Raw genomic sequence first — 13189 nt, forward strand, 5'->3', positions numbered from 1 at the left:
ACGCCTCCTTTATTACTGAAACGGATCGAGGAAAACTCGCAGGGCCGAGAATCCCGGCCCCGCGAACTTTCATCAACTTGCCTGCAATGAAAAATCCAGCCCCGGACTGAGCGTCTCCGGTAGCGTCAGTTCGGCGGATTCCAGGCTGGCCATCGGCCAGGCGCAATAATCGGCGGCGTACCAGGCGCCTGGACGATGATTTCCCGAGGCGCCGGTTCCGCCAAACGGCGCGGTACTGGCAGCACCGGTGAGCGGCTTGTTCCAGTTGACGATCCCGGCGCGGGCCTCCAGCAACAGGCGCTCGAACTTATCGCGCTCGGCGGAAATCAACCCACAGGAGAGACCAAACCGGGTGGCGTTAGCCATCGCGATCGCTTGCTCGAAATCGTCATAGCGCCACACGCACAACAGCGGGCCAAAAACTTCTTCATCCGCCACCTGCTGCACGTTGCTCATGTCGATGATCCCCGGTGTCAGCAGCGAGGTACCGTCGCGCAGCAGGCGCGGCTCCAGTAACGTCTGTCCGCCGCTCGCCACGTGCCCAAGCCAGGCCTGATGCACCTTTTGCGCGGCCTGCGGCGATACCAGTCCGCCCAGGAACGGCTGCGGCTGCGCATCCCACTCGTCGGGAATAAGACGTTGTGACACCGTCACTAAACGCTGTAAAAACGCATCGCCCGTCGCGCCGCGCTTCACCAACAGACGGCGCGCGCAGGTGCAGCGCTGCCCGGCGGTGATAAACGCCGACTGGATTGTCAGGTGGACCGCAGCGTCAATATCCTGCGGTTCGTCAACAATCAGCGGGTTGTTACCGCCCATTTCGAGGGCGAGGATTTTTTGCGGCTGCCCGGCCAGTTGACGGTGCAGTTGGAAGCCGGTCGCGGAACTGCCGGTGAACAAGAGACCGTCGATATCCACCTGCCCGCTCAGCGCCTCGCCGGTCTCCCGGCCGCCCTGCAGTAGATTCACGACTCCAGCGGGTAAGCCCGCCTCCGCCCACAGCTTAACCACCACTTCGCCGCTTTGCGGCGTAAGCTCACTGGGTTTAAAGACGATGGTATTACCGGCGAGTAGCGCCGGTACAATATGTCCGTTGGGTAAATGGCCCGGGAAATTATAAGGCCCGAACACTGCCAGTACCCCGTGGGGACGGTGGCGCAGGGTGGCGGCGCCGTCGGCCATCGCCGTCTCGCTCTCGCCGGTGCGGCTATGATAGGCGCGCACCGAGATCGCCACCTTATTTATCATGGCGGTAATTTCCGTGGCCGCCTCCCAGCGCGGTTTACCGGTCTCGGCGGCAATAATCGCCGTCAGCTGGCTTTTGTTCGCTTCCAGCAGCGCCGCAAACTTCTCGACGATCGCCTGACGCGCGCTAAATGGCAGGCGGGCCCAGGCGGGAAAAGCCTGACGCGCGGCGCTAACCGCCTGCGCGACCTGCCCGGCGTCGGCGTCATTCCCCTGCCACAGCAGCGCCTGGTTGACCGGGTTATATTTACTGCGCTGCGGGCCGCGCCCGTTTTGCCATTCGCCGTTAATCCATAAACTCATGATGCTTTCTCCTCGGGGATCAGGCGGACCATCCGTACGCGGTCGCCTGGGTGGCATTTCAGCGTATCCAGCTCACGCGCGCTCAGCAGCAACGTTTCGCTATCCGGGTCGGCATGGACCAGGATGGCGCGGAACTGCTGATACTGCTCGTTGGTGACCAGACACTGCGGCCACTCTCCCGGCGCAGGTTGCCCTTCCTCCACCGTCAGCAGGCGGCTTTTGCGTATCGCCCGCACCCGGTCAATTTCGCACTCCAGCGTCGGGCCGCCGTCAAAAATGTCGATGTAGTTGTTAAAACGGAAGCCTTCTTTTTCCAGTACCGCACGCGCAGGCGCCGTTTGCGGATGAACCTGGCCGATGACCGCCCGCGCTTCATCGGAGAGAAAGTCGATATATAACGGATGTTTTGGCATTAATGCGGCGATAAACGCTTTTTTACCGGTGCCGGAGAGATAGTCGGCGCGGGAAAATTCTATCGCGAAGAAGCGCTTGCCAAGGCTTTCCCAGAACGGCGAATAACCATGCTCATCAATCACGCCGCGCATCTCGGCGACCACTTTGTCATTAAAGTGGTCGCGGAAACCGGCCATAAACAGCAGTCGCGATTTCGACAACAGGTAGCCGTTGCCCTCTTTACGCCATGCCGGATCGAGAAACAGCGTGCAGAGTTCGCTACAGCCGGTGTGATCGTTGCTAAGGAACAGCGTCGGCAGCGCGTGATAAACATTGAGCTCTTTTGAAGCATGTACCTGGGTGCCGACCCGATAGTTGTACCAGGGATCGTTGAGGCCAACGGCGACTTCAATCGCGCAGATCCCAACAACCGCGCCGCTGACGCTATCTTCCAGCACAAAGACATAGCCCTGTTCGCTTTTCGGCAGTTCGCCGCGCCAGGTCCGCTGGGAGCGTTCAATGCGGGCAGCCAGAGTGGGTTCGTCCGCCGGCAGCGACGTCAGGCCGCCGCCGGTTTCTCCCGCCAGGGCCATCAGCCCCGGCAAATCGGCTTTTTCAACCGGTCGGATCACCATCATGATGAAACTCCCGCAAGGAAGTGACGGCAGGCCAGCTCAAAGCGATCGAGACCGGTGTTAACCTCTTCCTCGCTCACGTTAAGGGCCGGGGCGAAGCGAACGACGTTTGCCCCGGCTATCAATACCATCAGCCCGTCTTCCGCCGCCTGGGTACTAATGGCTTTTGCTTTTCCGGCATATTCGTCGTTCAGTACGCAGCCAATCAGCAGCCCCAGTCCGCGAATTTCCTTGAACAGGCCGTATCTGGCGTTAATCGCGCTCAGGCGTTCGCTAAACCACTGATGACGCTGTTTAACGCCGTTCAAAAGCGTCGGGGTATTGACGATAGACAGCAGTTCCCCGGCAACAGCAGTGGCGAGTGGGTTACCGCCGTAGGTCGTACCATGAGTGCCGACGGTCATCACGCTGGCGCATTTCTCCGTCGCCAACAGCGCGCCGATCGGGAAGCCGCCGCCCAGCGCTTTCGCCGTCGACAGGACATCCGGCGTCACCCCGTAGTGCATATAGGCATACAATTCGCCGGTACGCCCGACGCCGGTTTGTACCTCATCAAAAATCAGCAGCGCGTTGTGCTGGTCACACAATTCGCGCAGGCCGCGCAAAAATTCCGCTTTCGCCGGCACCACGCCGCCCTCGCCCTGCATCGGCTCGACGATTACCGCGCAGGTGTCGTCATTAATCAGCGCGCGCGCCGAGTCGAGGTCGTTATAGGTAGCATGCTGGATCTGCGGCGGCAGCGGCGCAAAATCCTGCGAATAGGAAGGCTGACCGCCGGCGGAGACGGTGAACAACGTGCGCCCGTGGAAAGCGTTTTTGAAGGCGACAATGCCGCTTTTGTGGCTGCCGTAATGATCGTGGGCGTATTTACGCGCCAGTTTCAGCGCCGCTTCGTTGGCTTCGGCGCCGGAGTTACAGAAGAAAACGCGGTCGGCAAAGGTGGCGTCGATCAGCTGTTTGGCAAGGCGCAGCGCCGGTTCATTGGTGTAACCGTTACCGGTATGCCAGAATTTTCCCGCCTGCTCGGTCAGCGCTTTTACTAGCTGTGGGCTAGCGTGTCCCAGCGCATTCACCGCGATACCGCCGGCAAAATCGATATACTCTTTCCCCTGCTGATCCCACAACCGTGAACCTTCGCCGCGTACCGGAATAAAAGCCGCCGGCGCATATACCGGCATCATCCATTGATCAAAATTGCTACGCGTAATTGACTGAGACATATCGACCTCTTCCGGTAAATTAAAAGTAAGAACGATGTTAAAATTTATGAGTTATTACGCTGTAAATGTAGATTGCACGCATCGTGCCAGCCAGAGGCAAAAATGCATAAATTGAGCTCAATCACGTGATATCAACGAGTTACAGGCATTAATTATTCAACAAAAATGCATATCTAGTGAATAATTATCAGGTAAACGGCGCTGGATAGTGGAAAAAGACGATAAGTTATGCAGCGATAAGATATAATTCTGTAATTGTGATCCTCTACGAAATTTATCGTAGATATCTGCGCTTTTTTGGCGCGACATGCGCCAAAACGGTGCATAATTTGTGCGATTCGCTCGCCAACCGCAGTAATCGGTAGAATTAACCACCTGCCGGCAGCCACCATGATGAAATTCTGCTAACATCCTTGCACTATTCACCTTGCACAGTGGCAGCGACTATGAAATACATCTCTTTTAATATCAACGGCCTGCGTGCCCGCCCCCATCAACTGGCCGCCATCGTCGATAAACATCAGCCCGATGTTATCGGCCTCCAGGAAACCAAAGTTCACGACGATATGTTTCCTCTCGAAGAGGTGGCGAAGCTGGGCTACAACGTCTTTTACCACGGGCAAAAAGGCCATTATGGCGTGGCGCTGCTGACCAAAGAGACTCCGATAGCCGTGCGTCGCGGCTTCCCGGGCGACGGCGAAGATGCGCAACGCCGCATCATCATGGCGGAAATCCCCTCACCGTTTGGCAATGTCACGGTAATTAACGGCTATTTCCCGCAAGGAGAGAGCCGTGACCACGAGACCAAGTTCCCGGCGAAAGCGGCGTTTTATCAGAATCTGCAGAACTACCTCGATACCGAGCTGAACAAAGAAAATCCGGTGCTTATCATGGGCGATATGAATATTAGCCCTACCGACCTTGATATCGGCATCGGCGAAGAGAACCGCAAGCGCTGGCTGCGCACCGGTAAATGTTCGTTCCTGCCGGAAGAGCGTGAATGGATGGATCGTCTGCTGGGCTGGGGCCTGGTCGATACCTGGCGTCACGCCAACCCGGATAATAATGAGCGCTTCTCATGGTTCGATTACCGCTCTAAAGGTTTTGATGACAACCGCGGTCTGCGTATCGACCTGCTGCTGGCAAGCTCGCCGCTGGCCCAGCGCTGCGTCGAAACCGGCATCGATTACGACATCCGCGGGATGGAAAAGCCTTCCGACCATGCGCCGGTATGGGCAACCTTTAAGCCGTAATTCTTCTCCGGGGCTCCGGCGCGGAGCCCCGCTATCCTGAGCAAAATCAATAAAGTGAACGGTATACATTGTCGCTAACGGCAATTTACTATACTGTCGCGCGCACCCGGCGTTTCCTGCCGGGCAAAACGAAGACAGGAGACCCCTCATGCAAAAGAAGCCGTTACCAGGCACGCTATAAACTGCTGTTTGCCGTACTCCTGTTTGCCCTGCTGGCATGGCTTGTTCATCACGCCGGGCTGACGAGACTGTTCAGCCACCTTCACGATCTTCAATTACTTATTCTGCACAGCGGTAGCGCAGGTTATGCGCTTTATATCCTGCTGTTTATCATCGCCACCTTGTGCCTGATGCCCGGCAGCGCGTTGGTCATCGTCGGCGGTATGATATTCGGCCCCTGGTTGGGCACGTTACTGTCGCTTATCGCCGCGACTGTCGCCTCATCGCTGTCGTTCCTGCTGGCCCGCTGGCTGGGGCGCGAAGCGCTGCAGCGCTATTGTGGTCACCATGCCGTTTTTCAGGCGTTCGAGCGCGGTATTGCCCGCAGCGGCTGCGATTTTCTGATTTTCACCAGGCTGGTGCCGCTGTTCCCTTATAATCTGCAGAACTATGCCTATGGACTGACGGCGATCCCCTTCTGGTCCTTTACGTTTATCTCCACCATCGCCACCCTGCCGGGATTGTTTATTTATACTTTTATGGCCAGCGAACTGGCCCGCGATGGCATCACCCCGGCCTTTATTGGCAAACTCAGCATCGCCGGCCTGGCGCTATTTGTATTAACTCAGGCCGCCAGGCGTTATGGCCGCTATAAACGCATTAGTGTCGCAACATCCGCGGTAGGCGATGAAAATGGATAACAGAAAACGGCTGTGGCTCTCACGCGGCGCTATCGTCCTGCTGGCGCTGGCAGCACTCGTCGGCTGGTGGTTAATACCGGGCGTACGCTCCTTTCTGCAACATAGCCTTAGCGCGTTTGCCACCCTCGATCAGCAGGCGCTGGAGCGTTTTATTGACGCTTATGGTCCGCTGGCAGCCCTGGTCTCTTTCGGTCTGATGATCCTGCAGGCAATTGTCGCGCCGCTGCCGGCGTTTTTGATAACTTTTGCCAACGCTTCGCTGTTCGGCGCACTGTGGGGCGGCGTATTGTCATGGGTCAGCGCGATGGCTGGCGCGGCGCTGTGCTTTTTTATTGCCCGCGTACTGGGCCGTGAAGTGGTAGAAAAACTGACCGGCAAGGCGGTATTACAGAGCGTAGATGGCTTTTTTAGTCGTTACGGCAAGCACACCATCCTGGTTTGCCGCCTGCTGCCCTTCGTCCCTTTCGATCCGGTGAGCTATGCCGCTGGGCTAACCTCAATCCGCTTTCGCCATTTTATGTTTGCCACCGGCGTCGGCCAATTACCGGCGACTATCGTCTACTCGTGGGCCGGAAGCCTGCTGACGGGGGGGCGGTTCTGGCTGCTCAGCGGCTTATCTATTTTGTTCGCTTTGGCTATCGTAGTCGCGATAGCCAGGGCGCAATACGTTGCGCATCACAATAGGAAATCGCCATGAATCTACCGCCGTTAACGTCGATTCCATTGATCCTGCGCCCGCAGGCATGGCTACACCGTCGCCATTATGGCGCGGTGCTCAGCCCTATCCGCTGGTGGGGTCGCATCCCGCTGGCGTTTTATCTGGTTTCGATGTTTGTCGGATATCTGGAGCGCCGGCGCTCGCCGCTCGATCCGCTGCTACGCTCGTTGGTGAGCGCCCGTATCGCCCAACTGTGTCACTGTGAATTTTGCATTGATATCACCAGCATGAAACTGGCGCAGCGCGCCGGCGGCAGCGAAAAACTATTGGCGGTTAACGACTGGCGCAATAGCGGATTATTCAGCGATAGCGAACGGTTGGCGCTGGAATATGCCGAAGCGGCGAGCATGACGCCGCCCGCCGTCGATGACGCGCTGCGCGCCCGGCTGGCGCAGCAGTTCGATGCTCAGGCGTTAACCGAGCTAACCGCGCTGATCGGCCTGCAAAATTTATCCGCGCGCTTTAATTCCGCGCTGGCGATTCCGGCGCAGGGCCTGTGCCAAATCCCGAAGCCCGATGTTTCCGACACTCATCCCTAAGGAGTCAATATGCGCAGTCTGCGTTATTGTTTAATTTGGCTTGCCGCGCTGCTGCTGGCCCCGACTCTCGCCAACGCCGACGAGAGCTGGCAGAGCATCAGCCAGCAGGCGCGTGGCCAGACGGTGTGGTTCAACGCCTGGGGCGGCGATCCGGCGGTTAACCGCTACCTCGACTGGGTCAGCGCCGAGGTTAAACGTGATTACGCCGTCGATCTGCGTATTGTACATATCGCCGATGCCGCCGATGCGGTTAAGCGTATTCAGACCGAGGCGCGTGCCGGTCGTTCCCGCGGCGGTTCAATCGATTTATTGTGGGTTAATGGCGAGAATTTCCGCACGTTGAAGCAGGCGAATTTACTGCGCAGCGGCTGGGCTGAAAAGCTGCCTAACTGGCGCTACGTCGATACGCGAAAACCGGTTCGGGAAGATTTCTCCCTCGCCACCGATGGCGCGGAGTCCCCGTGGGGTGGCGCGCAGCTGACCTTTATCGCTCGCCGCTCGCAGCTGTCTGCCCCCCTGGACAGCGCACAGGCGCTACTGGCGTTCGCCACAGCGCATCCAGGCAGCGTCACCTATCCGCGGCCGCCGGATTTTACCGGCACCGCTTTCCTTGAGCAGTTGCTGATCTCGCTAACCGATCGACCGGATGCCCTGCGCCAGCCGCCGCAGGCGGCCAGTTTCGCCGCGGTGACCGCGCCGCTATGGGACTATCTCGCCAGGCTACACCCGCTGCTCTGGCGCCAGGGTCGCGATTTTCCGCTGTCACCGGCGCGGATGGACGCGATGCTGTCGCAAGGCACGCTACAACTATCACTCACTTTCAATCCGCTGCATGCGCAGCAAAAAGCCGCCAGCGGCGAACTTCCGCAAGACAGTTATAGCTTCGGTTTTAAACAAGGGATGCTCGGCAACGTGCATTTTGTCGCTATCCCCGCCAACGCCCGCGCTACGGCAGGCGCACATGTGGTTGCCAACTTCCTGCTATCGCCGCAGGCTCAGCTACGCAAAGCCGATCCGCAAATCTGGGGCGATCCCAGCGTACTCGATCCCGAAAAACTCAACGACGCCCAGCGCGCCGCATTGTACGCCGTGCAACCGAAAGCGACGCCGCCGATGCTGGCTGAACCGCACGCCGCCTGGGTTGACGCGCTGGAGCAGGAATGGTTGCGCCGCTACGGTACCCACTAATTGCGCTGACGTGGGGAGCGATAGCGCTTGTCTATCTCCCTCTGCTTCCCGCCGCCGCGCTGATGGCGGTACCTGCCGTCGACGCCGCGGCCTGGCGGGCGCTATTAAGCGATCCGCAGTTGCCGCAGGCGCTGGCGGCGACGCTAGCTTCTACGCTGCTGGCGGTGGGCGGCGCGCTGTTCATCACCCTGACGGTGATTGGCGCGTTATGGCCAGCCGCCGGCTGGCAGCGCCTTGCGAGAAGATTACCGCTGCTGCTGGCGGTACCCCATGTCGCTTTCGCCACGGCCGCCCTGCTGCTATTTGCCGAAGGCGGCTGGCTGTATCGTCTGTTTCCCGCGTTGAGCCCACCGGCCGATCGCTACGGTATCGGTCTGGGCCTGACGATGGCGGTCAAAGAGAGCGCCTTTTTACTGTGGGTGGCGTATGGCGTACTGGGTGAAAAACAGCTGGCGGCCCACACCGTAGTCATGAAAACCCTCGGCTACAACTGCTGGCAATGTCTGCAGTGGATTATTGTGCCGGCGCTGCTGCCATCGATGAGCCTTGTTCTGCTGGCCACCGTTGCCTGGAGTCTGTCGGCGGTGGATGTCGCTTTAGTGATCGGTCCGGGAAATCCGCCAACGCTGGCGGTACTGGCGTGGCAGTGGCTTAATCAGGGCGATCCGTTGCAACAGGCGAAAGGCGCGTTGGCCAGCCTGCTGTTGTTGGCGTTCACGTTAATCTTCGCGGCCATAGCATCGATAGGCTGGCGCCGTTGGCGGCAAACTATTCCCGCACTATGCGGCAAGCGCGCCGCCCCCGCCAACGCTGCGACCGGACGTATTCTGGCGCAGGTGGTACCCGCCTGCGGTCTGGTTTGCGCATTGTTATTGGCTGGCATTTCGCAATGGACGCAGCCAACGGCTGAGGCGATCGGTAACAGCCTCTGGCTGGCATTGGGCGCAGCGATACTGGGAGCCGCGCTGTGTCTGCTGTGGCTGGAGTTCGGTCCCGCCAGATATAACGGACTCTGGCTGCCATTAATCATCCCGACGCTGCCGCTTGCCGATGGTCAATATCAATTAGCACTCGTGGGCTGGCTCGACGGTCAATTGATGACGGTATTATGGGGGCATCTGTTATGGGTCGTGCCATGGATGCTGTTTATCCTCTCCCCGGCGTGGCGCAATCTTGATCCACGGTTGTTATTAATTTCCCGTACGCTTGGCTGGCGGCGCGGCCGCCTGTTTTGGTGGGTCAAACTGCCGTCAATGGCGCGACCGCTGCTCACCGCGCTGGCGGTCGGGTTTTCGGTGAGTATCGCGCAGTATCTGCCGACCGTGTGGCTCGGCGGCGGACGGACGCCGACGTTGACCAGCGAAGCGGTAGCGCTGAGCAGCGGCGGCGACAGCACGCGGCTTGCCGCACAAGCGCTGTGGCAATTGCTGCTACCGGCGATCTGCTTTATGGTTACTGCGCTGATGGCCTGGTTTATGGGCCGTCGCCGCCGGGGATTACGCTAATGCTAACCGTTAACGACCTGACATTAACCCTCCACCGCCAACCGCTGTTGTGTGGAGTAAATTTTTCTGTCGCTCCCGGCGAAGTGTTGACCCTGATGGGCCCTTCCGGCAGCGGTAAATCAACCCTTTTTGCCTGGATGATCGGCGCGCTTGCCGACACCTTTCGCGCTGAAGGTGAATTATGGCTCAACGAACGCCGCTGCGACGGGCTCGCCACCGAAGCGCGGCGCATTGGCATCCTGTTTCAGGATGCACTGCTGTTTGACCACTTCAGCGTAGGGCACAATTTACAGCTCGCCCTGCCTGCGGAGATCCGCGGCGCGTCGCGGCGGGCCGAAGTCGAGCACGCGCTGGCGCGCGCCGGTATGCCGGGCTTCGCCTCGCGCGATCCGGCCACGCTCTCCGGCGGACAGCGCGCGCGCGTCAGCCTGCTGCGCGCCCTGCTGGCGAGGCCGCAAGCGCTGCTGCTGGATGAGCCTTTTAATCGCCTGGACGCAGAACGCCGCGCCGATTTTCGCCAGTGGGTATTTGCGGAAATTGACCGGCTGGCAATCCCGGCGGTGCTGGTGACTCACGACAGCCAGGATCTCCCGCCGGGCGGACGCTATATTAATATCGCCGCCTGGCAGGCAAATTCCGTCTAACCTGCGTTATCGCAAAGAAATTCCCTTATCAGGAGCAGAGAATGAGCCCTCCTCTTTCTACCGTCGGGCATTTCGATGAAACGTGTTTCTCAATTGACCGCACTCGCCCTGCTCATGGGGCTTGCTGCTTCCTCTTCTTTCGCCGCTGATACCATGCCAACGCTGGACTTTTCAACGCTGCAACAGCGGCACGGCGTGGCGATAGACACCCGCCTCAGCGCTTTCTATAACGGTTGGCCGCAAAGCGCCAACGGGCCACAGGGCCATGAACCTCAGGCGCTAAACCTCTCCGCTACCTGGCTTGGCGCAATGAGCGACGAACAACTGCGCGCATGGGCTACTCAGCACCAGCTGCAGGCCGATACGCCAATCGCGTTATATGGCGGCGCCGAGGATAACGCCAGAGTTGCGGCGCGCCTGAAAGAAGCCGGATTCACGAAGCTCAGCACGCTTAGCGACGCCTTCAGTCAGAGCGAGCGCCTGCAGAAGCTGCCGCACTTTGAGCAGCTGGTGTATCCGCAGTGGATCCACGATTTACAGCAAGGTAAAACCGTTACCGCCGCCCCGCAAGGCGACTGGAAACTGTTTGAAGTGGCCTGGGGCGCGCCGAAATTTTATCTGCTGAATCACATTCCCGGCGCCGGTTATATCGATACCAATGAAGTGGAAAGCGAGCCGCTGTGGAACAAAGTGTCCGATGAACAGCTAACAGCGATGCTGGCTAAACACGGTATTCGCCATGACACCACGGTGATTCTGTACGGCCGCGACGTCTACGCCGCCGCGCGCGTCGCGCAGATCATGCTGTATGCCGGGGTGAAAGATGTACGCCTGCTCGACGGCGGTTGGAAAAGCTGGTCCGACGCGAATCTGCCGGTCGAACGCGGTATGCCAGCCGCAGAAAAAGCGGCGGCAGATTTCGGCGCGCCGATCCCCGGTCAGCCGCAGTTAATGCTCAATACCGAACAGGCGCGTGGGTTACTACACCGCCAGGATGCTTCGCTGGTCAGCATCCGCTCGTGGCCGGAATTTATCGGCACCACCAGCGGCTACAGCTACATCAAGCCGAAGGGCGATATTGCCGGCGCGCGCTGGGGCCATGCCGGCAGCGATTCCACCCATATGGAAGACTTCCATAATCCGGACGGAACGATGCGCAGCGCCGACGATATCGCGGCGATGTGGAAACAGTGGAACATTCTGCCCAACCAGCAGGTCTCGTTTTACTGTGGCACAGGCTGGCGCGCCTCAGAGACTTTCATGTACGCCAGAGCGATGGGCTGGAAAAACGTCTCCGTTTACGACGGTGGCTGGTATGAATGGAGCGGTAATCCGCAAAATCCGGTAGCCACCGGCGAACGCGGCCCGGACAGCAGCAAATAATCTGACTACTGAGGGAGGTTCTGGCTTTGCGCCTCCCTCAGCGTCAGGTAGCCGCTCCAGATACGGGTGAAGGTCGTCAGCCAGCATAGCGCGCCGAAGCACCACGCCAGCCAGGTAAAGTGCGCCGGAAACAGGCAACACAGTACAAATAGCAGGATCGTCTCCGTTCCTTCCGTCAACCCGCCAAGATAATAAAATGATTTATGCGCATAGCCCGGATTGGCAATCTGATGCTTTGCCGCAAGGGTCGCAAACGCCAGGAAGCTGCTGCCGGTGCCGATAAACGCAAACAGCAGCCAGCCGCCCGCCAGCGCATTTTGCGTCGGGTCGGCGACAATAAAACCGAACGGCACCAGCGCGTAAAACAAAAAATCGAGCGAAATATCCAAAAACCCGCCCGCATCGCTGAGGCCACGCCGCCGCGCCAGCGCGCCATCCAGGCCATCCAGCAACCGGTTGAGCAAAATGGCCGCCAGCGCGGCGCCGTACCAGCCGAGCGCCAGAAACAGCAGGGCCAGCACGCCGATAGCAAAACCGAAAAGCGTCAGGCCGTCAGGGGAGATCCCCGGGCGATCGAGCACGCGGGCGATGGCATTCAGTACGGGCTTCAATCGGGGGTGCAGGCGGCTATCAAGCACGGTGACGCTCCATCAGGCTAAAAGGTTGTCGGTACAGGGGAAAGACGGAGATAATACGCCATTATAAGCAAGGCCGGTATTTGAATGATTCAGGACAACTATGCAAAAAATCATTGATGTCGTCGCCGCGATTATCGAACGCGACGGCAAAATTCTCCTGGCGCAGCGCCCGCCGCATGCCGATCAGCCGGGGCTGTGGGAGTTCGCCGGCGGCAAGATCGAACCCGGAGAAAGCCAGGCGCAGGCGTTAGCGCGCGAGCTGGAAGAGGAGTTGGCTATCGTCGCGAGGCCAACCCGATATATCGCCAGCCATCAGCGGGAAGTGTCCGGACGTTTGATCCACCTGCACGCCTGGTGGGTTGGCGAGTTTAGCGGTGAACCCGTCGCCCATTACCATAGCGAACTGCGCTGGTGTACGCCGTCGCAAGCATTAGAATTTGATCTGGCGCCAGCGGATATTCCTCTGCTGAATGCCTTTATAAACCAACAAGCAGGCTAGCTTCTCTCCCCCTCATCTCCGGCCTGGGTCATCGTTTTTAGTTATGACCCTCGTCGGATTATAAATTTTTCTCCGCGCTCAATTTTTCCTTGTCAGCCTAACTATTTCCGGTGCTATAGTCGGAAAATCGGCTTTTTCAAGGCCGGGTATAAAAAATAACAAGCAA

General features: G+C 58.9%; 13 protein-coding genes. 9 read left to right on the plus strand and 4 right to left on the minus strand.

The annotated features are described in order from the left end of the window. Window positions 1-72: 72 nt before the first annotated feature. From astD to astC, 3 genes are read right to left on the minus strand one after another with little or no spacing between them, the layout of a single operon-like run. Window positions 73-1548, minus strand: a complete 1476-nt coding sequence (gene astD, locus PGS10_RS20825) for a succinylglutamate-semialdehyde dehydrogenase (protein ID WP_316423424.1) — start codon at window positions 1546-1548, stop codon at window positions 73-75. Continuing rightward, window positions 1545-2579 (minus strand): arginine N-succinyltransferase, encoded by a 1035-nt coding sequence (gene astA / locus PGS10_RS20830; RefSeq protein WP_032711851.1) that lies wholly within the window; start codon window positions 2577-2579, stop codon window positions 1545-1547. Before astA ends, astD begins: the two co-directional genes overlap by 4 nt. Next, entirely contained in the window at window positions 2576-3796 is a 1221-nt protein-coding gene (astC, locus tag PGS10_RS20835; RefSeq protein ID WP_316423425.1) for a succinylornithine/acetylornithine transaminase, read from the minus strand. Before astC ends, astA begins: the two co-directional genes overlap by 4 nt. A 446-nt stretch (window positions 3797-4242) precedes the next feature. Between astC and xthA the strand changes: the two genes are divergently transcribed. The 8 genes from xthA to PGS10_RS20875 all read left to right on the plus strand — a co-directional run bounded on the left by xthA (window position 4243) and on the right by PGS10_RS20875 (window position 11886). Further along, a complete protein-coding gene (gene xthA, locus PGS10_RS20840; RefSeq protein ID WP_316423426.1) occupies window positions 4243-5049 on the plus strand; it encodes an exodeoxyribonuclease III in 807 nt (268 codons plus the stop codon). 239 nt (window positions 5050-5288) lie between these two features. Further along, a complete protein-coding gene (locus PGS10_RS20845) occupies window positions 5289-5909 on the plus strand; it encodes a TVP38/TMEM64 family protein (protein WP_161801924.1) in 621 nt (206 codons plus the stop codon). Next, window positions 5902-6606 (plus strand): TVP38/TMEM64 family protein, encoded by a 705-nt coding sequence (locus PGS10_RS20850; protein ID WP_063415179.1) that lies wholly within the window; start codon window positions 5902-5904, stop codon window positions 6604-6606. The genes PGS10_RS20845 and PGS10_RS20850 overlap by 8 nt, the downstream gene beginning before the upstream one ends. Continuing rightward, window positions 6603-7166 (plus strand): carboxymuconolactone decarboxylase family protein, encoded by a 564-nt coding sequence (locus PGS10_RS20855; protein WP_015366168.1) that lies wholly within the window; start codon window positions 6603-6605, stop codon window positions 7164-7166. The genes PGS10_RS20850 and PGS10_RS20855 overlap by 4 nt, the downstream gene beginning before the upstream one ends. 9 nt (window positions 7167-7175) lie before the next feature. Beyond that, complete coding sequence (locus tag PGS10_RS20860) at window positions 7176-8354, plus strand: ABC transporter substrate-binding protein (RefSeq protein ID WP_315710844.1); 1179 nt, start codon at window positions 7176-7178, stop codon at window positions 8352-8354. Further along, window positions 8327-9859 carry a thiamine ABC transporter permease gene (locus tag PGS10_RS20865; protein ID WP_316423427.1) on the plus strand — a complete coding sequence of 511 codons (1533 nt, stop codon included), beginning with the start codon at window positions 8327-8329 and terminating at the stop codon, window positions 9857-9859. Before PGS10_RS20860 ends, PGS10_RS20865 begins: the two co-directional genes overlap by 28 nt. Continuing rightward, window positions 9859-10503, plus strand: coding sequence for an ATP-binding cassette domain-containing protein (locus tag PGS10_RS20870; protein WP_316423428.1), 645 nt, complete (start codon window positions 9859-9861; stop codon window positions 10501-10503). The genes PGS10_RS20865 and PGS10_RS20870 overlap by 1 nt, the downstream gene beginning before the upstream one ends. 75 nt (window positions 10504-10578) lie before the next feature. After that, entirely contained in the window at window positions 10579-11886 is a 1308-nt protein-coding gene (locus PGS10_RS20875) for a rhodanese-like domain-containing protein (protein ID WP_316423429.1), read from the plus strand. A 5-nt stretch (window positions 11887-11891) separates the two neighbouring features. On the opposite strand, the gene PGS10_RS20880 is transcribed toward PGS10_RS20875, so the two are convergent. After that, complete coding sequence (locus PGS10_RS20880) at window positions 11892-12524, minus strand: CDP-alcohol phosphatidyltransferase family protein (RefSeq protein WP_316423430.1); 633 nt, start codon at window positions 12522-12524, stop codon at window positions 11892-11894. A 100-nt stretch (window positions 12525-12624) separates the two neighbouring features. On the opposite strand from PGS10_RS20880, the gene PGS10_RS20885 reads away from it, so the two are divergent. Continuing rightward, window positions 12625-13023: a pyrimidine (deoxy)nucleoside triphosphate diphosphatase gene (locus PGS10_RS20885; RefSeq protein WP_045393266.1), complete on the plus strand. Its 399-nt coding sequence runs from the start codon at window positions 12625-12627 to the stop codon at window positions 13021-13023. Window positions 13024-13189 lie beyond the last annotated feature (166 nt).

Source organism: Klebsiella sp. 141153 (assembly GCF_032601995.1).
In the GTDB taxonomy this organism is placed as follows: Bacteria; Pseudomonadota; Gammaproteobacteria; order Enterobacterales; family Enterobacteriaceae; genus Klebsiella; species Klebsiella aerogenes.

What these genes read in the sequence shown, in the direction of transcription:
- astD (WP_316423424.1), bottom strand. Translation starts at nt 1,548, where the DNA reads ATGAGTTTATGGATTAACGGCGAATGGCAAAACGGGCGCGGCCCGCAG.
- astA (WP_032711851.1), bottom strand. Translation starts at nt 2,579, where the DNA reads ATGATGGTGATCCGACCGGTTGAAAAAGCCGATTTGCCGGGGCTGATG.
- astC (WP_316423425.1), bottom strand. Translation starts at nt 3,796, where the DNA reads ATGTCTCAGTCAATTACGCGTAGCAATTTTGATCAATGGATGATGCCG.
- xthA (WP_316423426.1), top strand. Translation starts at nt 4,243, where the DNA reads ATGAAATACATCTCTTTTAATATCAACGGCCTGCGTGCCCGCCCCCAT.
- PGS10_RS20850 (WP_063415179.1), top strand. Translation starts at nt 5,902, where the DNA reads ATGGATAACAGAAAACGGCTGTGGCTCTCACGCGGCGCTATCGTCCTG.
- PGS10_RS20855 (WP_015366168.1), top strand. Translation starts at nt 6,603, where the DNA reads ATGAATCTACCGCCGTTAACGTCGATTCCATTGATCCTGCGCCCGCAG.
- PGS10_RS20860 (WP_315710844.1), top strand. Translation starts at nt 7,176, where the DNA reads ATGCGCAGTCTGCGTTATTGTTTAATTTGGCTTGCCGCGCTGCTGCTG.
- PGS10_RS20865 (WP_316423427.1), top strand. Translation starts at nt 8,327, where the DNA reads ATGGTTGCGCCGCTACGGTACCCACTAATTGCGCTGACGTGGGGAGCG.
- PGS10_RS20870 (WP_316423428.1), top strand. Translation starts at nt 9,859, where the DNA reads ATGCTAACCGTTAACGACCTGACATTAACCCTCCACCGCCAACCGCTG.
- PGS10_RS20875 (WP_316423429.1), top strand. Translation starts at nt 10,579, where the DNA reads ATGAAACGTGTTTCTCAATTGACCGCACTCGCCCTGCTCATGGGGCTT.
- PGS10_RS20885 (WP_045393266.1), top strand. Translation starts at nt 12,625, where the DNA reads ATGCAAAAAATCATTGATGTCGTCGCCGCGATTATCGAACGCGACGGC.